23 protein-coding genes are annotated in these 22,941 nt (G+C 72.1%); 11 read left to right on the top strand and 12 right to left on the bottom strand.

All coding sequences use genetic code 11. The annotated features are described in order from the left end of the window. Positions 1 to 90 precede the first annotated feature (90 nt). The 4 genes from ACLJWH_RS35595 (at position 91) to ACLJWH_RS35580 (ending at position 4,577) form a co-directional block, all read left to right on the top strand. Positions 91 to 1,113 carry an ATP-binding cassette domain-containing protein gene (locus ACLJWH_RS35595; RefSeq protein WP_411145931.1) on the top strand — a complete coding sequence of 341 codons (1,023 nt, stop codon included), beginning with the start codon at positions 91 to 93 and terminating at the stop codon, positions 1,111 to 1,113. A gap of 2 nt (positions 1,114 to 1,115) precedes the next feature. Further along, positions 1,116 to 1,889 (top strand): ABC transporter permease, encoded by a 774-nt coding sequence (locus ACLJWH_RS35590; RefSeq protein WP_411145930.1) that lies wholly within the window; start codon positions 1,116 to 1,118, stop codon positions 1,887 to 1,889. 139 nt (positions 1,890 to 2,028) lie between these two features. After that, complete coding sequence (locus tag ACLJWH_RS35585; protein WP_411145929.1) at positions 2,029 to 3,309, top strand: ABC transporter ATP-binding protein; 1,281 nt, start codon at positions 2,029 to 2,031, stop codon at positions 3,307 to 3,309. Positions 3,310 to 3,635: 326 nt separating this feature from the next. Next, positions 3,636 to 4,577 carry an ABC transporter permease subunit gene (locus tag ACLJWH_RS35580; RefSeq protein ID WP_411145967.1) on the top strand — a complete coding sequence of 314 codons (942 nt, stop codon included), beginning with the start codon at positions 3,636 to 3,638 and terminating at the stop codon, positions 4,575 to 4,577. 21 nt (positions 4,578 to 4,598) lie between these two features. Here the strand turns inward: ACLJWH_RS35580 and ACLJWH_RS35575 are convergent, their stop codons facing one another. Then, positions 4,599 to 4,916, bottom strand: coding sequence for an ATP/GTP-binding protein (locus tag ACLJWH_RS35575; protein ID WP_411145928.1), 318 nt, complete (start codon positions 4,914 to 4,916; stop codon positions 4,599 to 4,601). Positions 4,917 to 5,104: 188 nt separating this feature from the next. Between ACLJWH_RS35575 and ACLJWH_RS35570 the strand changes: the two genes are divergently transcribed. After that, positions 5,105 to 6,154 carry an LLM class flavin-dependent oxidoreductase gene (locus tag ACLJWH_RS35570; RefSeq protein WP_411145927.1) on the top strand — a complete coding sequence of 350 codons (1,050 nt, stop codon included), beginning with the start codon at positions 5,105 to 5,107 and terminating at the stop codon, positions 6,152 to 6,154. A 189-nt stretch (positions 6,155 to 6,343) separates the two neighbouring features. Here the strand turns inward: ACLJWH_RS35570 and ACLJWH_RS35565 are convergent, their stop codons facing one another. Then, entirely contained in the window at positions 6,344 to 6,736 is a 393-nt protein-coding gene (locus tag ACLJWH_RS35565; protein ID WP_052856430.1) for an SCO5389 family protein, read from the bottom strand. 216 nt (positions 6,737 to 6,952) lie between these two features. Here ACLJWH_RS35565 and nucS point away from each other — a divergent pair, with 216 nt between their 5' ends. After that, positions 6,953 to 7,615 (top strand): endonuclease NucS, encoded by a 663-nt coding sequence (gene nucS, locus ACLJWH_RS35560; protein WP_411145926.1) that lies wholly within the window; start codon positions 6,953 to 6,955, stop codon positions 7,613 to 7,615. A gap of 131 nt (positions 7,616 to 7,746) precedes the next feature. On the opposite strand, the gene ACLJWH_RS35555 is transcribed toward nucS, so the two are convergent. The 4 genes from ACLJWH_RS35555 to ACLJWH_RS35540 form a co-directional block, all read right to left on the bottom strand. Beyond that, complete coding sequence (locus ACLJWH_RS35555) at positions 7,747 to 10,269, bottom strand: ATP-binding protein (protein WP_411145925.1); 2,523 nt, start codon at positions 10,267 to 10,269, stop codon at positions 7,747 to 7,749. A gap of 295 nt (positions 10,270 to 10,564) precedes the next feature. Next, positions 10,565 to 10,888, bottom strand: a complete 324-nt coding sequence (locus ACLJWH_RS35550; RefSeq protein WP_411145924.1) for an STAS domain-containing protein — start codon at positions 10,886 to 10,888, stop codon at positions 10,565 to 10,567. Positions 10,889 to 11,036: 148 nt separating this feature from the next. After that, on the bottom strand, positions 11,037 to 11,885 hold the full coding sequence (locus tag ACLJWH_RS35545; protein ID WP_411145923.1) for a 3-hydroxyacyl-CoA dehydrogenase family protein: 849 nt from the start codon (positions 11,883 to 11,885) through the stop codon (positions 11,037 to 11,039). A 145-nt stretch (positions 11,886 to 12,030) separates the two neighbouring features. After that, complete coding sequence (locus ACLJWH_RS35540) at positions 12,031 to 12,672, bottom strand: TetR/AcrR family transcriptional regulator (RefSeq protein ID WP_411145922.1); 642 nt, start codon at positions 12,670 to 12,672, stop codon at positions 12,031 to 12,033. Between the two features lie 80 nt (positions 12,673 to 12,752). Here ACLJWH_RS35540 and ACLJWH_RS35535 point away from each other — a divergent pair, with 80 nt between their 5' ends. From ACLJWH_RS35535 to ACLJWH_RS35525, 3 genes are read left to right on the top strand one after another with little or no spacing between them, the layout of a single operon-like run. Next, complete coding sequence (locus ACLJWH_RS35535; protein ID WP_411145921.1) at positions 12,753 to 13,535, top strand: ABC transporter ATP-binding protein; 783 nt, start codon at positions 12,753 to 12,755, stop codon at positions 13,533 to 13,535. A 54-nt stretch (positions 13,536 to 13,589) separates the two neighbouring features. Next, positions 13,590 to 14,384: an ABC transporter permease gene (locus ACLJWH_RS35530; protein WP_411145920.1), complete on the top strand. Its 795-nt coding sequence runs from the start codon at positions 13,590 to 13,592 to the stop codon at positions 14,382 to 14,384. A gap of 10 nt (positions 14,385 to 14,394) precedes the next feature. Next, complete coding sequence (locus ACLJWH_RS35525) at positions 14,395 to 14,967, top strand: cob(I)yrinic acid a,c-diamide adenosyltransferase (RefSeq protein ID WP_411145919.1); 573 nt, start codon at positions 14,395 to 14,397, stop codon at positions 14,965 to 14,967. A 37-nt stretch (positions 14,968 to 15,004) separates the two neighbouring features. Here the strand turns inward: ACLJWH_RS35525 and ACLJWH_RS35520 are convergent, their stop codons facing one another. Continuing rightward, positions 15,005 to 15,595: a hypothetical protein gene (locus ACLJWH_RS35520; protein WP_411145918.1), complete on the bottom strand. Its 591-nt coding sequence runs from the start codon at positions 15,593 to 15,595 to the stop codon at positions 15,005 to 15,007. 163 nt (positions 15,596 to 15,758) lie between these two features. Between ACLJWH_RS35520 and ACLJWH_RS35515 the strand changes: the two genes are divergently transcribed. Both ACLJWH_RS35515 and ACLJWH_RS35510 read left to right on the top strand, forming a co-directional pair. Next, complete coding sequence (locus ACLJWH_RS35515; RefSeq protein ID WP_411145917.1) at positions 15,759 to 16,982, top strand: sensor histidine kinase; 1,224 nt, start codon at positions 15,759 to 15,761, stop codon at positions 16,980 to 16,982. Continuing rightward, on the top strand, positions 16,979 to 17,668 hold the full coding sequence (locus ACLJWH_RS35510) for a response regulator (RefSeq protein ID WP_411145916.1): 690 nt from the start codon (positions 16,979 to 16,981) through the stop codon (positions 17,666 to 17,668). The genes ACLJWH_RS35515 and ACLJWH_RS35510 overlap by 4 nt, the downstream gene beginning before the upstream one ends. A gap of 122 nt (positions 17,669 to 17,790) precedes the next feature. On the opposite strand, the gene ACLJWH_RS35505 is transcribed toward ACLJWH_RS35510, so the two are convergent. The 5 genes from ACLJWH_RS35505 to atpA form a co-directional block, all read right to left on the bottom strand. After that, entirely contained in the window at positions 17,791 to 18,240 is a 450-nt protein-coding gene (locus ACLJWH_RS35505; RefSeq protein WP_052856441.1) for a DUF2550 domain-containing protein, read from the bottom strand. A gap of 146 nt (positions 18,241 to 18,386) precedes the next feature. Then, positions 18,387 to 18,770 (bottom strand): F0F1 ATP synthase subunit epsilon, encoded by a 384-nt coding sequence (locus ACLJWH_RS35500; protein ID WP_052856442.1) that lies wholly within the window; start codon positions 18,768 to 18,770, stop codon positions 18,387 to 18,389. 109 nt (positions 18,771 to 18,879) lie between these two features. Next, on the bottom strand, positions 18,880 to 20,334 hold the full coding sequence (atpD, locus tag ACLJWH_RS35495; RefSeq protein WP_411145913.1) for a F0F1 ATP synthase subunit beta: 1,455 nt from the start codon (positions 20,332 to 20,334) through the stop codon (positions 18,880 to 18,882). Between the two features lie 5 nt (positions 20,335 to 20,339). Next, the gene (locus ACLJWH_RS35490) at positions 20,340 to 21,257 is read right to left on the bottom strand and encodes a F0F1 ATP synthase subunit gamma (protein WP_411145912.1); all 918 of its coding nucleotides are present in this window, start codon (positions 21,255 to 21,257) and stop codon (positions 20,340 to 20,342) included. A 20-nt stretch (positions 21,258 to 21,277) separates the two neighbouring features. Further along, entirely contained in the window at positions 21,278 to 22,870 is a 1,593-nt protein-coding gene (gene atpA, locus ACLJWH_RS35485) for a F0F1 ATP synthase subunit alpha (protein WP_411145911.1), read from the bottom strand. Positions 22,871 to 22,941: the final 71 nt, after the last annotated feature.

Below are 22,941 nucleotides of genomic sequence, written 5' to 3'. Positions count from 1 at the left end.
TCCGGCGGTGCGGGGGCGCGGTCGTGCCGCGGCCGGGCCGGGCGCCGCTCCCGGTGGCGCGGGTCCCGGGTCGCGCCTAGCGTGCTGTACATGATCGAGCTGGACGGGCTGACCAAGCGCTACGGCGAGAAGCTCGCCGTGGACCATCTCTCCTTCACGGTGCGGCCCGGCATCGTCACCGGTTTCCTCGGCCCCAACGGGGCGGGCAAGTCGACGACCATGCGGATGATGCTCGACCTGGACAATCCGACGGCCGGCACGGTCCGTATCGACGGGAAGCACTACCGGCAGCTCAAGGACCCGCTGCGGTACATCGGGGCGCTGCTGGACGCGCAGGCGGTGCACGGCGGCCGGAGCGCCTACAACCATCTGCTCTGTCTGGCGCAGAGCAACGGCATTCCGCGCCGGCGGGTCGGCGAGGTGCTGGACACGGTCGGGCTGAGCACCGTCGCCACCCAGCGCTCGAAGGGGTTCTCGCTCGGTATGGGGCAGCGGCTGGGCATCGCCGCGGCGCTGCTCGGCGACCCGGAGATCCTGATGTTCGACGAGCCGGTCAACGGCCTCGACCCGGAGGGCATCCACTGGATCCGCACGGTGATGCGGAACCTCGCGCACCGCGGACGTACGGTCTTCGTCTCCTCGCACCTGATGAGCGAGATGGCGCTCACCGCCGACCATCTGGTCGTGATCGGACAGGGCAGGCTGCTGGCGGACACCTCGATGGCCGATTTCATCCACCAGAACTCACGGTCCTACGTCCGGATGCGGTCGCCGGAACAGGAGCGGCTGCGCGACATGCTGCACAGCGCGGGCATCCGGGCGGTGGCGGCCGACGACGGCTCGCTGGAGATCGACGGGGTGCCCGCGACCCGGCTGGGCGAACTGGCCGCCCGGCAGCAACTCGTCCTGCACGAGCTGAGCCCTCAGCAGGCTTCCCTGGAAGAGGCGTTCATGCGGCTCACCGCCGAATCGGTGGAGTACCACGCACACGACGGCGAACCGCCGGCGGCGCGGTCCGCGGTGCCCGCGGTCGCCGCGGCCGCGGGCGGCCCGGGGCCGGATGCCCCGCAGGGCGGCGGCTGGGGAGCGGACTGGCAGCGGAAGGGGAGCTGACGATGTCGGCGGTCACACAGGTCCTGCGGTCGGAGTGGACCAAGATCAGGTCGGTGCAGTCCACGGTGTGGACGCTCGGCATCGCCGTGGTGATCACCGTCGCCCTGGGGGTGCTGCTCTGCCTCCTGGCCAAGAGCGACTTCGGTTCGCTGGCGGCCAAGGACCAGATCGCCTTCGACCCCACCAACGCCAGCTTCGCCGGGATGGGCCTGGGCCAGCTGGCGATGATCGTCTTCGGCGTGCTGGTCGTCTCCAACGAGTACAGCACCGGCATGATCCGCACCTCGCTCGCCGCCGTCCCGCAGCGCGGCACCTTCCTCGCCTGCAAACTCGCGGTGGCCACGGCGCTGGTGTGCGTCGTGGGCCTGGCGACCAGCTTTGCGGCGTTCTTCGCCGGGCAGGCGGTGCTGGGCGGCCACCGGGCGCACCTCGGCGACCCGAACGTGCTGCGCGCGGTGATCGGCGGCGGCCTCTACATGACGCTGATCGCGCTGTTCTCCATGGGCGTGGCCACGATGCTGCGCAGCCCGCTGCTGTCGCTGGGCATCCTGATGCCGTTCTTCTTCCTGATCTCCAGCATCCTCGGCAACGTCCCGGCGACCCGGAAGATCGGCCGCTATCTCCCCGACCAGGCGGGCCAGAAGATCATGCAGGTGGTCCCGCGGGTCAACGACCATGTGACGTACGGCCCGTGGGGCGGTCTGGCCATCATGGTCGGCTGGGTGCTGGCCGCGCTGCTCGGCGGGTTCGTCCTGCTGAAGCGGCGCGACGCCTGACCGGCGGGGCTCCGGCCGGACGGTCCGTCACGGGCCCCCGCACCCGTTTTGGCGGGAACCGTCAACATCCGGATAGCCTCATAACCCTCACGGGGGGCACGAGGGACCTCTGCCCCGACGATCTCGCGAGGGGCGGAGAATGATCGAGGCAGTCGGCCTGACGAAGCGCTACGGCGCCAAGACGGCCGTGCACAACCTGTCGTTCCAGGTACGGCCGGGCATGGTCACCGGCTTCCTGGGGCCCAACGGCTCCGGCAAGTCGACGACGATGCGCATGATCCTGGGCCTGGACACACCGACCTCGGGGCATGCGACCGTGGGCGGCCACCCCTTCCGCAAGCTCCCCAACGCCCCCCGCCAGGTGGGCGCGCTGCTCGACGCCAAGGCCGTGCACGGCGGCCGCAGCGCGCGTCAGCATCTGCTCTCGCTCGCCCAGTTGTCCGGCATCCCGGCCCGCCGGGTCGACGAGGTGCTCGGCGTGGTGGGCCTCCAGGATGTCGCCAAGCGCCGCTCCAGCGGCTTCTCGCTGGGTATGGGCCAGCGGCTGGGCATCGCGGCGGCACTGCTCGGCGACCCGCAGGTGCTGCTCTTCGACGAGCCGGTCAACGGCCTCGACCCCGAAGGCATCCTGTGGGTGCGCAATCTGATGAAGCAGCTCGCCGCCGAGGGCCGTACGGTCTTCGTCTCCTCACACCTGATGAGCGAGATGGCGCTCACCGCCGACCATCTGATCGTGATCGGCCGGGGCCAGTTGCTGGCGGACATGTCCGTCACGGACTTCATCTCGGCCAACTCCGCCGATTTCGCGCGGGTGCGCACCCCCGACACCGAGCCCGAGCAGCGCGAGAAGCTGGCCGCGGTGCTCGGCGAGGCGGGCGGCCGGACCACGGCCGAGCAGGACGGTGCGCTGCGGGTGACCGGGCTGCCGCTGCCCCGTATCAGTGAGCTCGCGCACGCGGCCGACATCCGGCTGTGGGAGCTGTCGCCGCACCAGGCGTCCCTGGAGGAGGCGTACATGCGGATGACGCAGGGCGCCGTGGACTACCGCTCGACGGCCGACCCGCGGGCCGGTCTCCAGGGGCCGCCCGCCGGGTACGCGCCGCAGGGTGGCCCGCCGCAGGGCTACGCGGGCCCCGGGTACGCCCCCGGCCCGCAGGGCGGGCCCGGTCACCCCGGCCAGGCGCAGCCGAACCCGTACGCGCAGCAGAACCCGTACGGGCAGCAGGCGCCCGGGGCCGCACCGGGGCAGGGCTATCCGCCGCCCGGTCCCGGCCAGGCCCAGGGTCACCCGTACGGGGCACCCGGTCCGTACGGCGCACCCCACCCGTACGGGCAGCAGCCGCAGCCCGCCGCGCCGATGCCGCCCGCCGCCCCCGCCGCCGCCGCCCCGACCACGCCGCACCACGAGGACGCCCGATGACCAGCCCTCAGCAGCCGCAGCCCCAGGCGCAGCCTGAGCCGAACGACACCCCGCAGGCCCGGCAGCCGATACCGGCCGCACCGCCGGCCCCGCCGCAGCAGCCGCAGGCACAGCCGCAGCCGCAGGCGGCCCAGCAGCCGCAGCCGGAGCAGCCGGGTCCGGCCGTTCAGCAGCCCGCTCCGGAGCACTCCGCACCGGCCGGGGAGGCCGGCACGATGCTGCTCCAGGCCCAGTCGGCACCCGAGCGGTCCGTGCCCGCCGAGGAGCCGGGCACGATGCTGCTCCAGGCCCAGGCTCCGGCCCAGGCCCAGGCCCAGGCTCCGGGCATGCCCCAGCCGCAGCCCCGGCCCGCGTACGCCGGAGCCGCGCCCGGCGGCCCGCAGCACCAGGGACAGCCCCCGATCCCCCCGCAGGGACACCCGCAGGGACACCCCCAGCCGCAGCCCGGACCCAACTGGCAGGGCGGCGGCGGTTACGTCTCGCCGATCCCGGTGCGCCGTACCCACCTCGGCGATGCGCTGGCCTCCGAGTGGACGAAGATCCGCTCGGTGCGCTCGACGCTCTGGACGCTGGGCGTGATGGTCGTCCTGGTCCTGGGCATCAGCCTGCTGACCGCCACGGTGGTCGCCAGCAGCGGCGGCCGGCTCGGGAACACCTCGCCCCTGAGCTTCGGCACGTTCGGCATGATGATGGGCCTGATGTGCCTGCTCACACTGGGCGTGCTGGTCATCACCTCCGAGTACGGCACCGGCATGATCCGCACCACCCTGACCGCCTGCCCGAGCCGCGCCCGGATACTGACCGCCAAGGCGATCGTCTTCTTCGCGCTGAGCTTCGCCGTCTCCCTGGTCACCACCGTGCTGGTAGCGCTCCTCAACACCGCCCTGCTCGGCGATATGACGACGGAGGCGCCGACCGGCGGCGACTGGTTCAAGGCGACCGTGGGCGTCAGCCTCTTCGTCGCGATGACCGGACTGTTCGCGCTCGCCCTCGGTTCGCTGCTGCGGCACTCCGCGGGCGCGATCACGCTCATGATCGGCCTCTACCTGCTGCCGCTCGTGCTGGCGATCTTCATGATGGCGGAGAGCCTGTCGGACGTCCGCGCATGGCTGCTGGAGTACGCGATCCCCAGCCAGCTCGGCGCGATGTACAGCAGCGCCGTGACCGACAACGGCCCCTCGGGCTGGGACCCGTTGTGGATCATGACGGGCCTCACCGCGGTCGCCCTCGGCAGCGCCTACGCCGTGCTGGCCAAGCGCGACGTCTGATTCCGCGCACCGCGCGAGCGCTCAGTATCTGGGCGCGTTCCGGGACCGCTGGAGCCGTGCGCTCCGGCGGTCCCGTGCTGTCCAGCACGCCCGGTGCCAGTGTCTGCGGTCGTCCACATCGCCGTGCTGCGGCCAGCTGACGACATGCGGGACGCCGGGCGGGATCTCCTGGTCGCAGCCGGGGCAGCGGTAGTGCTTGGCCGCACCGGCGCCGGCGACCTGCCGGACGACCCACTCCTCGCCGCGCCACTCTTCCGTGCGTTCCAGACCGTAACGGTCCCCGTCCACGTGCTCGGTGGGCTGCGCACCGACGCGCTGACGGTTTCGACGCGGAGACACTGGGCACCTCGGAAATTTACGGGATCACGGGCTGTCACCAGCGTACGCGGCTCGGTCATGGGTAGGCGCCGCCCGATACGTTTCTGCGATCATCTGGAGATTTCCCGCCAGGCCGTGCCCATGGCACGTGTCAGACGTTGTTGCCCGTGTGGGGGAGGCCGCGTCGGCTGCGAGGGAGGCAGAGAACGATGCGCGTTGGGGCTTTCATCCTGGCCGCTCAATTTCCGGGCCAGGGACAGGGCGAGACGCTGCACCGCGCGGTGCGCTCCGCGGAGGTCGCGGAGGAGGCCGGGCTCGACGACGTCTGGCTGGCGGAACACCATTTCGTACCGTACGGCGTCTGCCCGTCCGCGGTGACGCTGGCCGCGCTGCTGCTGGGGCGGACCCGCCGGATCGGGGTCGGGACGGCGGTCAGTGTGCTGCCGACCCAGCATCCGGTGGCCCTCGGCGAGCAGGCGGCGCTGCTGCATCTCACCTCCGACGGCCGGTTCACGCTCGGTGTCGGCCGGGGCGGGCCGTGGGTGGATCTGGAGGTCTTCGGCGCCGGACTCGCCGCGTACGACCACGGTTTCCCGGAGGCCCTGGATCTGCTGCTGCGCTGGCTGCGGGAGCCCCGGGTGGGCGCGGCGGGCGAGCGCTACGCGTTCCGGGAGGTGGCGGTCGTGCCCCGGCCGATCGAGTCGCTCGCCGATCCGGACGACCCGTCGGCCGGTCCCCCGGGCCCTCCGGTGGTGGTGGCGTGTACCTCGCCCGCGTCGGTCCGGCTGGCCGCCGCGCGCGGGCTGCCGATGCTGGTGGGGATGCACTGCGGGGACGAGGAGAAGGCGGAGATGGTCGCGCTGTGGCGGTCGGCCGCCCTGGAAGCCGGCCGGGACGGCGACGAAGTGGCCGCGGCCGCGCATGTGTCGGCGGGGGTGGTGCAGATCGCCGATGCCCGCCAGGACGCGACGGAGTCGCTGACGAAGGCGATGCCCGGCTGGCTGCGGCAGGGGCTCGGCGCGCATGTGACCGTCGACGGCCGCTACCGCTCGATGCGCGATCCGCTGGCCTATACGGAGCTGCTGTGCGCGCTGCATCCCGTCGGTCCGCCACGGCTGTGCGCGGACCGGCTGGCGGCCTCGGCGGAGCGTACGGGCATCACGAGGTACGCGCTGCTCGTCGAGGGCTCCGGCGATCTCGCCGCCACCGAGGAGAACGTCCGCCGCCTGGGCGCGGAGGTCCTGCCGCAGCTGGGGTGACCCCGCCGCCTCCGGCGGAGCGGCCCGCGGCAGCGCCCCGGCGTGCCCTGTGGTGCGGCCGCCGGTGGCCGTGCGGTGGTGCGAGGGCGCCGTGCTCTGGTGAGGTCAGGTAGCTGTCCGGTGGTGCTGCCGCTGGCGCACCGGCACCGAAGGTGCCCGCTTCCACGTGCGCAGCGGCAGCAACTCCGGTCAGCAGTCGCGCAGTTCGGGCGACTGGTTCAGCAGCTGGCCCCGTACGGAGGTGAATCGGGCCAGGCGGTCGTCCACCGACGGGTCGAGCGGGAAGACGGCGACCCGGTGGCAATTCTGGAAGGCGAGACGCACACCGAAGTGGCGCTCCAGCGACCCGCGGATGGCGTTACTCGCCAACGCGCGCAGCAACTGGCCGCGGGCGAACTCGCTCGGCGGGGGCGTCTGGTTGTCGGCGAATTCTCCACCGTCCTCCTTCAGCCGGGCCGCCAGAGAGCTGATCATCTCCCATGCGTAGGGCAGGGAGGTCCGGACGCAGTCGACGAAATCCGCTTCATCGACCTCGCCTCGCTCGGCCTGTTCGAGGAGGGCCGGTGAGACGTCGAGCGACATGGGGTTCTCCTCTCGCGGCCCCGCCGGGACGGGGCCTCAGGGATGGGACACGGGGATATCGCGACGGAGCGTGTTCGCTTCACGACCCCCCGCTGCAACGGTATGCCGCGCCAGTGGCCCGCACCAGGAGAATGCACAGACAACCGGCCATCGTCGAACAGGTCGATCCAGGGGCGAATCGCGTCGGCGGCCTCCGGTCGAGTAGCGTGACGCACCATGCGTCTCGTCATCGCCCGCTGCTCCGTGGACTACGCGGGCCGGCTCACAGCCCATCTCCCCTCGGCCCCCCGCCTCATCCTGGTGAAAGCGGACGGCTCCGTCTCCATTCACGCGGACGACCGGGCCTACAAACCGCTCAACTGGATGTCCCCGCCCTGCTCGCTCAAGGAGGGGGACGGTGATGTGTGGACGGTGGAGAACAAGGGCGGCGAGAAGCTCATCATCACCCTGGAGGAGATCATCCACGACTCCTCCCACGAGCTCGGCGTCGATCCGGGCCTCATCAAGGACGGCGTGGAGGCCCACCTCCAGGAGCTGCTCGCCGACCGGATCGAAACCCTCGGCGAAGGCTATTCGCTGATTCGGCGTGAATACCCCACCGCCATCGGTCCGGTGGACATCCTGTGCCGCGACGCGGACGGCCAGACCGTCGCCGTGGAGATCAAGCGGCGCGGTGAGATCGACGGCGTCGAGCAGCTCACCCGCTATCTCGAACTCCTCAACCGCGACCCGCACCTGGCCCCGGTCAAGGGCATCTTCGCGGCCCAGGAGATCAAGCCGCAGGCTCGGGTGCTGGCGACCGACCGCGGCATGAGCTGCGTCGTGCTGGACTACAACGGGCTGCGCGGCATCGAGGACGACAAGCTCCGCCTGTTCTGACCCCGCCCGGCCCGCTCCGGCAGCACGACGGCCCGGTACGCGGCCGGCCCGCCCGTTCGGCGGCCGGCCCCGTACCGGGCCGTTGTGCTGTCTCCGGCGCCCCCGGACCCCCGTACGGGCCCGGGCGGGCGTCAGCCGACGGGGGTGCCGTCGGCGCCGTGGCCGGACGAGGACGGGTTGCCGGAGGTGGCCGGTGATCCGGAGCCGGACGCGCCGCCCATCGGGCCGACGGCCGTGTGCGGCGGGTTCTCGGTCGTCGGCTTGTCCGTCGGATCGTCGCTGGGCGTCGGGGTGGTGGGGTCCTCCGTCGGCTTGTCCGTCGTCGGGCTCGGATTGCTCGGCTTGCCGCTCGGCTTGTGCGAGGGGGGCTGGTCCGTACCCGTGCTCGGCGAACCGGCCGGCGGGGTCGGGCCGGTCGTCGGGTCCGTGGGCCGGTTGCCGGGGTCGGTCGGCGTGCCGCTGGTGTCGGGGCTGCCGGTGCTCGGGGACGGGCTGAGCTCGCCGCCCGGGGTCCCGGACCGGTCCGCGCCGGTGTCGGAGGGCGACCGGTCCGGTCCCGTACCGGGCTGCTCGGACGGCCCGTCCTGGCCGTCGCCGTCCGGCGCCGTGCTCTGCTCCGAGGTGACCTGGCCGCCGTCGGTGTCGCCGCCGCCGGAGGTGGCGCCGAGCGTGACGACGGTGCCGAGCACGGCCGCCAGCAGCACTCCGGCGCCGGCGGCCACCAGGTTGCGCCGCGCCCCGCCGAAGATCCCCCGCTTACCGGCCGGACGGGCCGCGGCACCCTTGCCGCCGGCCGCACCGCCGGCCGCGTTCGCGCTGACCACGGCGCCGTGGGCGACGGCCGTCGGCACGGTCTGCCCGACGACCGGCACCAGTGTCGTGGGCACGTCGTCGGGCGACGGGTCGGCCGTCCCGGGCCGCGCCTTCGCCGCGGTGGGGCCGGCCGCGAGCTGCGGCATGCCGACCGTCCGGGCGAACCGCGTACGGTCCGCGACCAGCGCGAGCGCCCGCCGGCCGGCGACCGCACCGTCCCGGTCGGAGAGCACGCCGCGCAGCCCGATGGACGCCTCCAGCTCGGCGCGCGCCCGGTCGAGGCTGCCGGTGCACAGTGCCAGTACGCCCAGCTCGTGGTGGAAATACGCCTCTTGGGCGACCTCGCCGGCCAGCCGCGCGGCCTCCTGGCCGTGCCGCAGGCTGCGCTCCCAGGCGCTCCAGTGCAGCGCCGCGGCGAACGCGGGCGCCGCCGTCCGGGCGAGCAGCACCGCCGCGCTGGTGTGGCCGCTCTCCCGGCTGCCGGTCAGCACCGCCATCGCGGCCAGCACCGCGTCGGACTCGGCGGCGACCTGCTCGGGGGTGACCGAGGGGTGTCCGGCCCACCAGGCGTAGTGCTGGGCGGCGGTGTGCGCCCGTCCGGCCGCGCCTGCCGCGTATCCGGCCGCGGTCAGCTGCTCCTGAACGGTCGCGGCGAGCCGGAAGTGGGTACCGGCCGGGGTGATCAGCCCGCAGCCCAGCAGTTCGCCGAGGGCGGCCTCCGCGAGCGGGTCCTGGGTGAGCGCCGGCAGCTGCGCCGGACTCGGCAGCTCGCCGCCGAGCGCGACCGCGAAGCGGAGCGTCTCCCGGGCGGCGGCGCCGAGCCCGGCGGCGAGGCGCGGGGCGGCCTCGTCCGGGGCCGGGAGCGAGGTGCCGGCGTCCTCCGCGGTCCCGTCGGACGCGTCGTCCCGCGGCCGGTCGGGGAAGAGACCGTAGCCGTCGTCGAGGGCACCGGGGCCCGCCAGCCGGTCCTCGCGCTGCCGCAGCAGGGCCGCGGCCTGGACGAAGCGCAGCGGCAGCCCCTCGGACGCGTACCAGAGGTCGGCCGCCCAGGCCGCCTCGTCGTCGGTGAGCGGCCGGTCGACGGCGTGCTCCAGCATCCGTACGCAGCCGCCGAGGCCGATGCCGGCGAGGGTGACCTCTTCGAGGTGCGCGTCGGGGCCGGGGGCCGCGACGTCCGGGGTGGCCGCGAGGAGGAAGGCGCATTCGGGGGTCGCCTCGAGCAGCTCGTCGAGCGCGTCACCGCCGAATTCCAGGTCGTCCAGGACGACGATCGCGCCGATACCGGCGAGCAGCCGCAGCAGTTCCGGGCGCTCGGGACGGTACTGGGTGGCCTCGTGCACCGCCGCGAACAGCGCGTACAGCACGTCGGTCGCGGTGCGGTGGTAGCCGGAGAGCCGGACGACGCCGTCCGGGGCGAGGTCGGCGCAGGCGTCGGCCACGGCGTCCAGCAGCCGGGTGCGGCCCGAGCCCGCGGGTCCGGTGACGCGCACGGACCTGCCGCGGGAGAGCAGCTGTACCAGGTGTTCGATGTCCTCGGCGCGCTCTTCGAGGCCGAGTGCGTGGCCGGCGAATCCGGGCGCTTCCGGGGGCACCGGCGCCGCCGCGCGCCCGGCCGGTCCGAGCCTGCCGGGGGCGGCCGGGTGCTCACCGGGCGGGCAGGGTTCGATCTCGCTGCCGTCGACGGGGTTGACGGTGACGAGGTAGCTGCCCGAGACGAGCTGGACGACCCGGGCGAGGCCGCCGGTGCCGGTCTGCGGGTCGCCCGGCGCGGACGCCGGCGGCTCGGCAGGGTGGCCCTGCTCGCCGTTCTCGTCAGGTCCCCGGTGCGTGTTCGGGTCCATGCTGAATGCCCCCAGATGTGGCGTGCCGACTGCGCTTCCGGCCGTCCGCACTCTCCGGCCGGCCGGAAGAGTCCTCGGCCGGCGCGTCTGGTCCGGTGCCCGCCGCGGCTGATGGCACACGGCCGGGAATCGAACCATAGACCGGGGGAACGCCCCGGTGCACCGCCGGGGTCCCTTCCTGACCGGAACGCCCCGATGTGGTGAGAATCGCTCGGTTTCGCGGCTTTTGCCGCATCACGGTACAGGCTCCGCCGCCGGCACCGGCCGCCCGGGGCCGCCCTGCCGGCCGGGGGGCTCACCCGCGCGGCAGCGACTCCGCCGCGATACCGCCCTCGATCGCGAGAATGCGGTGCAGCCGGGTGGCCACCAGGAGGCGCTGCATCTGGGCCGGCACCCCGCGCAGCACGAGCCGGCGGTTGGCCCGGCCCGCGCGGCGGTGCACTCCCATGATCACGCCGAGCCCGGTGGCATCCCAGGAGTCCAGCTCGGTCAGGTCCAGCACGAGATCGCCGTGGCCGGAGTCGACGGCGGTGTGCAGGACCGTACGGGCGTCCGCCGCGGTGCGGACGTCGAGGCGGCCCCCGACGACCAGCTCGGCGTGGTCGCCCCTGATGTGCATATGCGCTCCCCGAGATCATGGGTCTTCGTGCGTGACGTCTACCGAACTGACTGCCTCTCATACGGCGAAGTTGCCGCCTGTAAGCGAACCGATACCGAAGTCACCCCGGACGGGTGACGCCGTCGGACCACCGGGCCCTGACGTGGCATCAGTGCGCGTAGAAGCCCTGCCCGCTCTTGCGGCCGAGGTCGCCCGCGTCGACCATCCGCCGCATGAGCTCCGGCGGCGCGAACTTCTCGTCCTGGGACTCGGTGTAGATGTTGTCGGCGGCGTGCAGCAGGATGTCCACGCCCGTCAGATCGGCGGTGGCCAGCGGTCCCATCGCGTGGCCGAACCCCAGCTTGCAGGCGATGTCGATGTCCTCGGCGCTGGCCACGCCGGATTCGTAGAGCTTCGCGGCCTCGACGACCAGCGCCGAGATCAGCCGGGTGGTCACGAACCCGGCGACATCGCGGTTGACGACGACACAGGTCTTGCCGACGGACTCGGCGAACTCCCGGGCGGTGGCGAGGGTTTCGTCGCTGGTCTTGTAGCCGCGCACCAGCTCACAGAGCTGCATCATCGGCACCGGCGAGAAGAAGTGCGTGCCCACGACCCGCTCGGGGCGGGAGGTGGCCGCCGCGATCTTGGTGATCGGGATGGCGGAGGTGTTGGAGGCCAGCACCGCCTCGTCCTTGGCGAGCTTGTCCAGCGCCCGGAAGATCTCGCGCTTGACCTCGATCTTCTCGAAGACGGCCTCGACGACGAGGTCCGCGTCGGCGGCCGCGTCCAGGTCGGTGGTGGTGGTGATGCGGGCCAGCGCCTGCTCGGCGGCGTCCGCCGTCAGCTTGCCCTTGGCGACGAACTTCGCGTACGAGGCTTCGATGCCGCCCTTGCCGCGGGCCAGCGCCTCGTCCGTCACATCGCGCAGGATGACGTCCCAGCCCGCCTGCGCGGAGACCTGCGCGATACCCGACCCCATGAGTCCGGCCCCGATGACGGCGAGCTTCTTTGCCACTGCTGTCCCCTCACGCCCTGTGTACCCAACGGCTCTCAAGGTGACGTTAGCGGTCGCGGGCGGTCCTTTGGCGGGTAAGAGATGCGCGTCACGTCTCAGATGACGGACATCACACCGCGGGGCGCGGACGCGGGCCGGGAGGCCGTCAGCCGGGCGGCCGTACGGCGTAGTTGAGGACCTTCTCGCCCAGCAGGTCCTCCATCTCGTCGAGCAGGACGAGCGCCTCGCGGGAGACCTCGGCCGGGGCGCGGCCCGCGGTCATCTCGCGGCCGATGGCGTCGGCGAGGGCCGTGTGCACCCAGTTGAGCTGACCGGCCACCAGGGTCGGCAGCGGGTCGTCGGCCGCCGAGCCGGTCTCCTCGCGCAGCGTCGTCGCCAGGTGGACGAGCTGCTCCTGCTGGAGGTGCCAGAGGCGGGACTTGAGGGCGTCCGCACCGTGCACGACGCGCAGAAACCGGTCGTACCCCGCCATCAGGCCGACGGTGGGCGAGACGGCCTCCACCTCGCCGCGCAGCTCGCGCAGGACCGCGGCGGCGGCCGACTCGCCCGGGTCGCGGCCGCGGACGTACCGCGAGAGCCGTTCCACCAGGGCGGCGCTCCGGTCGAGGAAGAGGTCCTCCTTGGCCGGGAAGTAGTTGTAGACGGTGTTGACGGCGACCTCCGCGGCCTCGGCGACCTCGGCCACCGTCACCGCGTCGAAACCGCGCTCCAGGAACAGCCCGGTGGCCACATCCGAGATCAGCTGCCTGGTCCGGCGCTTCTTCCGCTCCCTGAGCCCTTCTGTCATGCCGTCATCGTAAACGTAGCTGCCCCCGCATCAAACTTGGAGGCATTGCAAAATTGTGGAGCCTCTGTTTTTCTGGGGCCATGGCAGTCATCACCACGACCGGGCTGGCCCGGACGTTCACCACCGGCCGCGGCCCCGTCGAGGCCGTACGCGGCATCGATCTCACCGTCCGGCGCGGCGAGATCCTCGGCTTCCTCGGCCCCAACGGCGCGGGCAAGACCACCACCCTGCGCATGCTCACCACCCTCCTCACGCCGACCGGCGGCAGCGCGACGGTGGCCGGCTGCGACCTCGCCACGGACCCCGTGGGCGTGCGGCGCGGCAGCGGCTATGTCGCCCAGTCCGGCGGGGTGGACCCGGGCGTCTCGGTCCGCGAGGAGCTGATCACCCAGGGGCGGCTGTACCGCCTGACCAAGGCCGAAGCGGCGGACCGCGCCGCGGAGCTGGCGCACGACCTCGGCCTCACCGGCCTTCTGGAGAACCGGACCGCGGCGCTCTCCGGCGGCCAGCGGCGGCGGCTGGACCTCGCGCTGGGACTCACCCACCGCCCCGAGGTGCTGTTCCTGGACGAGCCGACCACCGGCCTCGACCCCGGCAGCCGCGCCGCCCTGTGGGAGCTGGTCCGCCGCATCCGCGCCGAGCACGGCACCACCGTCTTCCTGACCACCCACTACCTCGACGAGGCGGACGCGCTCGCCGACCGGCTGGTCATCGTCGACCACGGCGTGGTGGTCGCCGAGGGCACCCCGGACGCGCTCAAGCGGGCGCACGCGGGGTCCGCCGACGCCTCGCTCCAGGACGCCTTCCTCGCGGTCACCGGGCGCGGTGCCGCGCCGCGGGACGCCGCACCGCTCGCCGTCTGAACCCACCGTCCGCGAGCCCGCCCGCCCCCATTCCCTCCCCAGCCAGGAGCCCCGATGCCCCCTTCCCGCTCCGTTCCCCTCTCCTCCGCTCTCTCCAGCTTCCTCTCCGACACCGTCCTGATCTTCGGGCGCTACGCACGGCAGACGCTGCGCTCCCGGCTCCAGATGCTCTTCGGGCTGCTGATGCCCCTGCTGTATCTGCTCTTCTTCGGTCCGCTGCTGACCGGTCTGCGCCTGGGGCCGTCCGGCAGCAGCTCCTGGCAGTCGCTCGTCCCCGGTCTGCTGCTCCAGCTCGCCCTGTTCGGGGCCGGGTTCTGCGGTTTCGGCATCCTCGTCGAGAAGCAGTACGGGGTGGTGGAGCGGATGCGGGTGACGCCGGTGAGCCGGCCGGCGCTGCTGCTGGGGCGGGTGCTGCGGGACACCGTGGTGCTCGTCCTCCAGTCCGGGCTGCTGGTGGCGGCCGCGGTGGCGATGGGGCTGCGGGCGCCGCTGCCCGGCATCCTCATCGGCTTCGTGTTCGTCGCCGTGCTGACCGTCGCGCTGGCCTCGCTCTCCTACGCGCTGGCGCTGAAGGTCGGCACCCCGCAGGAGTTCGCCCCGGTCGTCAACGCCGTCACCCTGCCGTCGATGCTGCTGTCCGGGCTGCTGCTGCCGATGGCGCTGGGGCCCGCGTGGCTCGACGCGGTCTCGCACGTCATGCCGCTGCGTTATCCCGTCGACGCGGTCCGGGCCGCGTTCGCCGGTGACTACACCGCCCCCGCGGTGCTCCACGGCGTCCTCGCCGCGCTCGCCCTGGCCGCCGTCTCCGTCGTCCTGTGCACCCGGGCCTTCCGGAAGACCGCGGCGTAGGCTCGTCCCCATGGTGAATCTGACGCGCATCTACACCCGCACCGGCGATACGGGCACCACCACCCTCGGCGACATGAGCCGTACCGCCAAGACCGATTCGCGGATCTCGGCCTACGCGGACGCCAACGAGGCCAACGCGGCCATCGGCGTGGCGCTCGCCCTCGGCTCGCTGCCGCAGGACGTCGCCACGGTGCTGCTGCGTGTGCAGAACGACCTCTTCGACGTCGGCGCCGATCTGTCCACGCCGGTGGCGGAGAACCCGAAGTTCCCGCCGCTGCGCGTCGAACAGAGCTATATCGACAAGCTGGAGGCCGACTGCGACCACTACCTGGCGGACCTGGAGAAGCTGCGCAGCTTCATCCTCCCGGGCGGCACCGCCGGCGCCGCGCTGCTGCACCAGGCGTGCACGGTCGTACGGCGCGCGGAGCGCTCGACCTGGGCGGCCTTCGAGGAGCACGGCGAGACGATGAACCCGCTGGCCGCGACCTACCTCAACCGCCTCTCGGACCTGCTGTTCATCCTCGCGCGCGCCGCCAACAAGGAGGCCGGGGACGTCCTGTGGGTGCCGGGCGGGGAGCGCTAGGACGCACCGGCCCGCCGCAGGAGACCCCGGGCCCCGTCTACTCCAGGTTCTTCGCCCGCGTCCGGGGCGGTGCCACCGCGTCCGTGGCGCCGTCGTGCGGGTCCTTCTTCTGCCACAGGAGGTACGAGAGGGCGATGACTCCGTGGATGGCGACGATCTGGAGAGAGGTCCCCTGCCAGCCGCGCAGTGACGTGGTGTCGCCGCCGTCGCCGACGTACCAGACCGCGATCTGGAGCAGTCCGGCGGCGACGGCCGCCATCAGCACCGTACGCAGCCACAGCCGCGCCTCGTGCCCGGCACGGGCCATACCGTAGCGCGGGGGCTTGACCGGCGGCGGGCCGCCCGCGAAGCGGTGCGCGAAGTGCCCGTCGGCCCACTTGATCGTGTAGTGGCCGTAGGCGACCGTGAAGCCGATGTAGACGGCGGCCAGACCGTGCTTCCAGTCCGCCGCCGCGCCGTTCCTCAGGTCCATCGCGGTGACGATCAGCAGGGTCAGTTCCAGGAGCGGCTCCAGGAGCAGCACCGCCGCACCCGTGCGCGGCATCCGCGCCAGGTACCGCAGGGCCAGGCCGACGCCCAGCAGGACCCAGAAGCCGACCTCGCAGGCGATGATGAGCGTGACAACCACGGCGTCTCCTCTTCGAATGGACACCTCAAGTCTCCCGGCGGCGCCCGGCTCCTTCGTCGTCGTACGAGGTGATCCGGGCCTCCATCTTTCGATGTATCCCGGGCCGGCGGGATCCGCCCCGGGCGCGGACGCGGCGGGCCGCCGCGACGTGTTGGATGGGGGAATGAGCCGCCGACCCCCCGCCGCCCGCCACCGGCCGCACCGCGTCGATGTGGCCGCCGCGGGCGGCGGGCTGCTCTTCGGGCTGCTGCTCTGGACGCTGGGGCTGAACGGCGGCCCGCCGCTCTTCGGCCTGCCGTCCGCGCTCACCCTGGTCGCGCTCACCGCGATCTCCGGCGCCGAGCTGATGCGCCGGACCGCCCCGCGGACCGCGCTGGCCATCGGGGTCCTCGCGCTCGCCCTCGACACCTGCGCCGGCACCCTGATCGCCACGGTCCTGATGTTCACGGACCTGGTCTACGCGGCGGTGCTCTACGCCGGCCCGGCCACGGCCCGCCGCCTCTGCACGCTCAGCGTGCTGGTGACCGTGGGGGCGACCGTCGTCATCACCGCGGTCTGGCGCCAGCCGCAGGTCCTGCTGGTCAGCGTCGCCCTCGCCCTGATCACCATCGCCCCCGCCTGGACCGGCCTGATCATCCGCGACCACCGCGACGCCGCCCGGACCGCCCGGCTGCGCGCCGAGCAGACGGCGCTGCTGGCCGAGATGGACCGGACCCAGGCGGTGCTGGGCGAGCGGACGCGGATGGCCCGCGAACTGCACGACATGGTGGCCAACCACCTCTCCGCCATCGCGATCCACTCCACCGCCGCGCAGACCATCGACGACCCGGCGGCGACCCGCGAGGCCCTCGGGGTGATCCGGGAGAACAGCGTGCAGGGCCTGGCCGAAATGCGTCGCCTCATCGGACTGCTGCGGGACCCCACGGCGCGCGGCGGCGGTACGGAGCCGGCCGCGACGCCCACCCTCGACGGTCTCGACGCGCTGATCACCCAGGCCGGTACGAACGGTGCGAGCAGCGGCCTGACCTTCGTACTGGACGACGCCCGGCACCCCGGTGGCGCGGGCTCCGGGGCCCGGCCGGCCGCGCCGGTCGAACTGGCCGCGTACCGCATCGTCCAGGAGTCGCTGACCAACGCGCTCAAGCACGCCGCACCCGGCGAGGTCCGGGTGCGGATCGCGCAGCAGCCCGACGGGGCGCTCAGCGTCGTTGTCAGCAGCCCGTTCGCGGCCCGGCCGGGGCCCCGCGCGCCCGGCTCCGGTGCCGGCCTGGTCGGCATGCGCGAGCGGATCGCCCTGCTGGGCGGCACATTCGACGCCGGGCCGGACGGCACGGTGTGGCTGGTGCGGGCAGCGCTGCCCGGCGCCGAGAAGGAGGTACGACGATGACCGGCACCGACACCCGGCCGATCCGGGTCCTGGTCGCCGAGGACCAGTCCGCCGTACGGGCCGGGCTGGTGCTCATCCTGCGCTCCGCCCCCGACATCGAGGTGGTCGGCGAGGCGGTGGACGGCGAGGAAGCGGTCCGGCTCGCCCGTGAACTGCGCCCCGCCCTGGTCCTGATGGACATCCAGATGCCCCGGCTCGACGGGGTCTCGGCCACCCGGCAGATCGTCGCCGAGGGGCTCGCGGATGTGCTGGTGCTGACCACCTTCGACCTGGACGAGTACGTCTTCGGGGCGCTGCGCGCGGGCGCGGTGGGCTTTCTGCTCAAGGACAGCGACGCGGCCACCCTGCTGACCGCGGTGCGCACCGTGGCCTCCGGCGAGGGGATGATCGCGCCCGCCGTGACCCGCCGGCTGATCGCGGAGTTCGCCGGCCCGCGGGCGCCCTACCGGTCCGCCGGGGACCGCGAGATCCCCGATCCGGCCGTCCTGGACCTGCTCACCCCGCGCGAGCGGGAGGTGCTGGGCGCCCTGGGCCGCGGGCTGTCGAACGCCGATATCGCGGTGCGGCTGGTGATGGCGGAGGCCACCGTCAAAACACATGTCAGCCGGCTGCTGGCCAAGCTGGAACTGCGCAGCCGGGTCCAGGCGGCCGTCCTGGCACAGGAGTTGGGTGTGGAAGCTCCGTAGCGGCGGGGGCCGGCCGCGCGGCCCCGTGCCACGCCCGGCCGGGCCACCGCGCGCATCAGCCCGGTGTCACCGCACCTCGCCCCTCCCCCGGACTCCCTGCCGGAGGAGCGGGCGCCCCTCACTCACGCCACATTGACCCGTTGCCCGGGAGGCGCCGCCTCCAGCCAGGCCAGGAAACCGGTGAGGGCGTCCTCGCTCATCGCCAGCTCCAGCCGCGTACCGCCGTGCCGGCAGGCGAGCACGAGGGAGTCGGAGAGCAGTGCCAGCTCCTCCTCGCCCTGGGGGGTACGGCGCTGGAGGACCTCGATGGCCGACCGCTCCAGGAGCCGGCGGGGCCGGGGCGCGTAGGAGAAGACCCGGAACCATTCGACCCGGTCGCCGTTGTAGCGCGCCACACCGTAGATCCAACCCTTGCCGCTGGGGTCGGTCTCGTGCTCCGGTACGTCCCAGCGCAGGCTGCAGTCGAACGTGCCGCCGGACCGCTGGATGAGCCGCCGCCGCAGTCCGAAGACGAACAGCCCCAGCAGCACCAGCACCACGACCGCGCCGCTCACAAGCAGAGCGAGGACCATCTCGACCGACCTCCTCGCTTCGGTGGGGGTACCCCCGGGCGGAGTCCGGGGGCAGGGAAACGCACCTGCATTGCCTCAGCCGCGAGCCGCCCCGAAGAATTCCGGGGCAGCCCGCGGCTGAGGATCGATCTCGTCGGTGACGGGGCTCAGTGAACGCCCGTCACCGCGCGCAGCCGGACATCGGCGCGGCGCTCGGCGGCCGCGTCGGCCGCCGACTTCGCTCGCTCCAGGGCCCGCTCCGCGCGCTGGACATCGATCTCGTCCGACAGTTCGGCGATCTCCGCGAGCAGAGACAGCTTGTTGTCGGCGAACGAGATGAAGCCGCCGTGCACGGCGGCGACGACGGTGCCGTCCCCGCTCTCGCCGGTCGTACGAATCGTCACCGGGCCCGATTGCAGCACGCCGAGCAGCGGCTGATGTCCGGGCATGACGCCGATGTCGCCCGACGAGGTGCGCGCGACGACCAGGCTGGCCTCGCCGGACCAGACCTGACGGTCCGCGGCGACCAACTCGACGTGCAGCTCAGCCACGATGGCTCCTCGGGTCTCCACCTGCCTGGCTCGGCAGATGTTGGGTCAAATACTAGTGGTCGTACGGACCGGGGGCGGCCAGGGCCGCCCCCGGGACCGGGAGCACGGGTCAGGAGACGCCGAGCTTCTTTGCGTTGGCCTCAAGGTCCTCGATGCCACCGCACATGAAGAACGCCTGCTCGGGGAAGTGGTCGTACTCGCCGTCCGCGATCGCGTTGAACGCGGTGATGGACTCGTCGAGCGAGACGTCCGAGCCGTCGACACCGGTGAACTGCTTCGCCACGTGGGTGTTCTGCGACAGGAACCGCTCGATACGACGGGCGCGGTAGACGGTGAGCTTGTCTTCCTCGCCGAGCTCGTCGATACCCAGAATCGAGATGATGTCCTGGAGATCCTTGTACTTCTGGAGGATCGTCTTGACCCGCGAGGCGCAGTCGTAGTGATCCTGCGCGATGTAGCGCGGGTCCAGGATCCGGGACGTCGAGTCCAGCGGGTCGACCGCCGGGTAGATGCCCTTCTCCGAGATCGGACGGGACAGCACGGTCGTCGCGTCCAGGTGGGCGAAGGTGGTGGCCGGCGCCGGGTCGGTCAGGTCGTCCGCGGGGACGTAGATCGCCTGCATCGAGGTGATCGAGTGACCACGGGTCGAGGTGATGCGCTCCTGGAGGAGGCCCATCTCGTCCGCCAGGTTCGGCTGGTAACCCACCGCGGACGGCATACGGCCGAGCAGCGTGGAGACCTCGGAGCCCGCCTGGGTGTAGCGGAAGATGTTGTCGATGAAGAACAACACGTCCTGCTTCTGCACATCGCGGAAGTACTCCGCCATGGTCAGACCGGCGAGCGCGACGCGCAGCCGGGTGCCCGGGGGCTCGTCCATCTGACCGAAGACCAGGGCGGTCTTGTCGATGACGCCGGATTCGGACATCTCCTCGATGAGGTCGTTGCCCTCACGGGTGCGCTCGCCGACACCGGCGAACACCGACACACCGTCGTGGTTGTTGGCCACGCGGTAGATCATTTCCTGGATGAGGACGGTCTTGCCGACGCCCGCGCCGCCGAACAGACCGATCTTGCCGCCCTTGACGTACGGGGTCAGCAGGTCGATGACCTTGACGCCGGTCTCGAACATCTCGGTCTTCGACTCGAGCTGGTCGAAGCTCGGGGCCTTGCGGTGGATCGGCCAGCGCTCGGTCACCTTGACCGTGGCGGGGTCCACGTTCAGGATCTCGCCGAGGGTGTTGAAGACCTTGCCCTTGGTGACATCGCCGACGGGGACGGTGATCCCGGCGCCGGTGTCGGTCACCGGCGCCCGGCGGACCAGGCCGTCGGTGGGCTGCATCGAGATGGCGCGGACCAGGCCGTCACCCAGGTGCTGGGCGACCTCCAGGGTCAGCGTCTTGAGCTTGCCCTGCTCGGCGGGGTCGGCGACCTCGACGTGCAGCGCGTTGTAGATGTCCGGCATCGCGTCGACGGGGAACTCCACGTCGACAACCGGGCCGATGACGCGCGCGACGCGGCCGTTGGCCACGCCCGACGCAGCGGTCGGCTCAACTGTGGTGGTCATAGTTGTCAGTCACTCCCCGCGGTCGCGTCGGCCAGGGCGCTGGCGCCACCGACGATCTCGCTGATTTCCTGGGTGATTTCGGCCTGTCGGGCCGCGTTGGCAAGCCGCGAGAGCGACTTGATGAGCTCTTCTGCGTTGTCGGTCGCCGACTTCATCGCACGCCGCGTGGCCGCGTGCTTGGAGGCGGCGGCCTGGAGCAGTGCGTTGTAGATCCGCGACTCGACGTACCGCGGCAGCAGCGCGTCGAGGACGTCCTCCGCCGACGGCTCGAAGTCGAACAGCGGCAGGATCTCGCCCTGGGCCGTCTCCTCCGCCTCGGCCGTCGCCTTGAGGCTGAGCGGCAGCAGCCGGTCGTCGACCGGCGACTGCGTCATCATCGACACGAACTCGGTGAAGACGATGTGGAGCTCGTCCACGCCGCCCTCGGCCGTGTCCTTGAGGACGGCCTCGATCAGCGGCCCGGCCACGGCCTTGGCGTCCGCGTAGGTCGGGCTGTCGGTGAAGCCGGTCCACGAATCCGCGACCGTGCGCTCGCGGAAGGCGTAGTAGGACACACCCTTGCGGCCGACGATGAACGTGTCGACCTCCTTGCCCTCGGCCCCGAGCCGCTCGGTGAGCCGCTCGGCAGCCTTGATGGCGTTCGAGGAGTAGCCGCCGGCCAGACCGCGGTCGCTCGTGATGAGCAGCACCGCGGCGCGGGCCGGCTTGTCCACCTCGGTGGTCAGGGCGTGCTGGGTGTTCGAACCGGTGGCAACCGCTGTCACCGCGCGGGTCAGTTCACTCGCGTACGGCGTCGATGCCGCCACCTGGCGCTGTGCCTTGACAATGCGCGAGGCGGCGATCATCTCCATCGCCTTGGTGATCTTCTTGGTCGCGGTGACGGAGCGGATGCGACGCTTGTAGACCCGGAGCTTGGCTCCCATGGATCAGGTCCCTTCCGTCGTCACTTGGTGGTGCTGACCGGAGCGTCCTCACCGAGCAGCTTGCCGTCCGAGGTCTCGAACTGCTGCTTGAAGGCGGCGACGGAGTCGGTGAGCGCCTGGATGGTGTCGTCGGACATCTTGGCGCCCTCGGCAATGCTGGTCAGCAGCTCCTTCTTCTCCCGGTTCAGGTAGTCCAGGAGCTCCCGCTCGAAGCGGCGGATGTCCGCGACCGGGACGTCGTCCATCTTGCCGGTGGTGCCGGCCCAGATGGAGACGACCTGCTCCTCGACGGGCATCGGGGAGTACTGGCTCTGCTTGAGCAGCTCGGTCATGCGCTGACCGCGGCCCAGCTGTGCCTTGGAGGCCGCGTCCAGGTCGGAACCGAAGGCGGCGAACGCCTCCAGCTCGCGGAACTGGGCGAGGTCCACGCGCAGTCGTCCGGAGACCTGCCGCATCGCCTTGTGCTGGGCGGAGCCACCGACGCGGGAGACCGAGATACCGACGTTCAGCGCGGGGCGCTGGTTCGCGTTGAACAGGTCGGACTCGAGGAAGCACTGGCCGTCGGTGATGGAGATGACGTTGGTCGGGATGAACGCCGACACGTCGTTCGCCTTGGTCTCGACGATCGGGAGGCCCGTCATCGAACCGGCGCCCAGCTCGTCGGAGAGCTTCGCGCAGCGCTCCAGCAGACGCGAGTGCAGGTAGAAGACGTCACCCGGGTACGCCTCACGGCCCGGCGGACGGCGCAGCAGCAGGGACACGGCGCGGTAGGCGTCGGCCTGCTTCGAGAGGTCATCGAAGATGATCAGGACGTGCTTGCCCTGGTACATCCAGTGCTGGCCGATGGCCGAGCCGGTGTAGGGCGCCAGGTACTTGAAGCCCGCCGGGTCGGACGCCGGGGCGGCGACGATGGTGGTGTACTCCAGGGCGCCGGCCTCCTCCAGCGCGCCGCGCACGGACGCGATGGTGGAGCCCTTCTGGCCGATGGCGACGTAGATGCAGCGGACCTGCTTCTTCGGGTCGCCCGAGCGCCAGTTGTCGCGCTGGTTGATGATCGTGTCGACGGCCAGGGCGGTCTTGCCGGTCTGGCGGTCACCGATGATCAGCTGACGCTGGCCGCGGCCGATCGGCACCATCGAGTCGACGGCCTTGTAGCCGGTCTGCATCGGCTCGTGCACCGACTTACGGACCATGACGCCCGGAGCCTGAAGCTCCAGGGCGCGGCGGCCCTCGGACTCGATCTCGCCGAGGCCGTCGATCGGGTTGCCCAGCGGGTCGACGACGCGGCCGAGGTAGCCCTCGCCCACGGCGACCGAGAGCACCTCACCGGTGCGCTGCACCGGCTGGCCCTGCTCGATACCGCTGTACTCGCCGAGGACAACCGCACCGATCTCGCGCTCGTCCAGGTTCAGCGCAAGACCGAGCGTGCCGTCCTCGAACTTCAGCAGCTCGTTCGCCATCGCCGAGGGAAGCCCCTCGACGTGCGCGATGCCGTCACCTGCATCGCTGACCGTGCCGACCTCCTCGCGCGAGGCCGCGTCCGGCTTGTACGCCTGGACGAAGTTCTCCAGCGCGTCCCGGATCTCCTCCGGCCGGATCGTGAGCTCCGCCATCTGGGTTCCCTGCTCTCCTTGTTGGGCCCGAAGTTACTTGCGGGGGTCTGGGGGGCCGTCCCCCCAGGGGG

This window comes from Streptomyces sp. x-80 (assembly GCF_046549095.1).
Classification (GTDB): Bacteria; Actinomycetota; Actinomycetes; order Streptomycetales; family Streptomycetaceae; genus Streptomyces; species Streptomyces celluloflavus.
This window is presented reverse-complemented; position numbering and strand designations above follow the sequence as displayed.

Bases quoted from the DNA above. Each gene is read 5' to 3' on its own strand.
- ACLJWH_RS35550 (WP_411145924.1), bottom strand. From the start codon at position 10,888: ATGCACATCAGGGGCGACCACGCCGAGCTGGTCGTCGGGGGCCGCCTC.
- ACLJWH_RS35555 (WP_411145925.1), bottom strand. From the start codon at position 10,269: ATGGACCCGAACACGCACCGGGGACCTGACGAGAACGGCGAGCAGGGC.
- ACLJWH_RS35570 (WP_411145927.1), top strand. From the start codon at position 5,105: ATGCGCGTTGGGGCTTTCATCCTGGCCGCTCAATTTCCGGGCCAGGGA.
- ACLJWH_RS35535 (WP_411145921.1), top strand. From the start codon at position 12,753: ATGGCAGTCATCACCACGACCGGGCTGGCCCGGACGTTCACCACCGGC.
- ACLJWH_RS35585 (WP_411145929.1), top strand. From the start codon at position 2,029: ATGATCGAGGCAGTCGGCCTGACGAAGCGCTACGGCGCCAAGACGGCC.
- atpD (WP_411145913.1), bottom strand. From the start codon at position 20,334: ATGACCACCACAGTTGAGCCGACCGCTGCGTCGGGCGTGGCCAACGGC.
- ACLJWH_RS35505 (WP_052856441.1), bottom strand. From the start codon at position 18,240: ATGGTCCTCGCTCTGCTTGTGAGCGGCGCGGTCGTGGTGCTGGTGCTG.
- ACLJWH_RS35590 (WP_411145930.1), top strand. From the start codon at position 1,116: ATGTCGGCGGTCACACAGGTCCTGCGGTCGGAGTGGACCAAGATCAGG.
- ACLJWH_RS35565 (WP_052856430.1), bottom strand. From the start codon at position 6,736: ATGTCGCTCGACGTCTCACCGGCCCTCCTCGAACAGGCCGAGCGAGGC.
- ACLJWH_RS35540 (WP_411145922.1), bottom strand. From the start codon at position 12,672: ATGACAGAAGGGCTCAGGGAGCGGAAGAAGCGCCGGACCAGGCAGCTG.
- ACLJWH_RS35515 (WP_411145917.1), top strand. From the start codon at position 15,759: ATGAGCCGCCGACCCCCCGCCGCCCGCCACCGGCCGCACCGCGTCGAT.
- ACLJWH_RS35525 (WP_411145919.1), top strand. From the start codon at position 14,395: ATGGTGAATCTGACGCGCATCTACACCCGCACCGGCGATACGGGCACC.
- ACLJWH_RS35530 (WP_411145920.1), top strand. From the start codon at position 13,590: ATGCCCCCTTCCCGCTCCGTTCCCCTCTCCTCCGCTCTCTCCAGCTTC.
- ACLJWH_RS35580 (WP_411145967.1), top strand. From the start codon at position 3,636: ATGCCCCAGCCGCAGCCCCGGCCCGCGTACGCCGGAGCCGCGCCCGGC.
- ACLJWH_RS35595 (WP_411145931.1), top strand. From the start codon at position 91: ATGATCGAGCTGGACGGGCTGACCAAGCGCTACGGCGAGAAGCTCGCC.
- ACLJWH_RS35490 (WP_411145912.1), bottom strand. From the start codon at position 21,257: ATGGGAGCCAAGCTCCGGGTCTACAAGCGTCGCATCCGCTCCGTCACC.
- nucS (WP_411145926.1), top strand. From the start codon at position 6,953: ATGCGTCTCGTCATCGCCCGCTGCTCCGTGGACTACGCGGGCCGGCTC.
- ACLJWH_RS35510 (WP_411145916.1), top strand. From the start codon at position 16,979: ATGACCGGCACCGACACCCGGCCGATCCGGGTCCTGGTCGCCGAGGAC.
- atpA (WP_411145911.1), bottom strand. From the start codon at position 22,870: ATGGCGGAGCTCACGATCCGGCCGGAGGAGATCCGGGACGCGCTGGAG.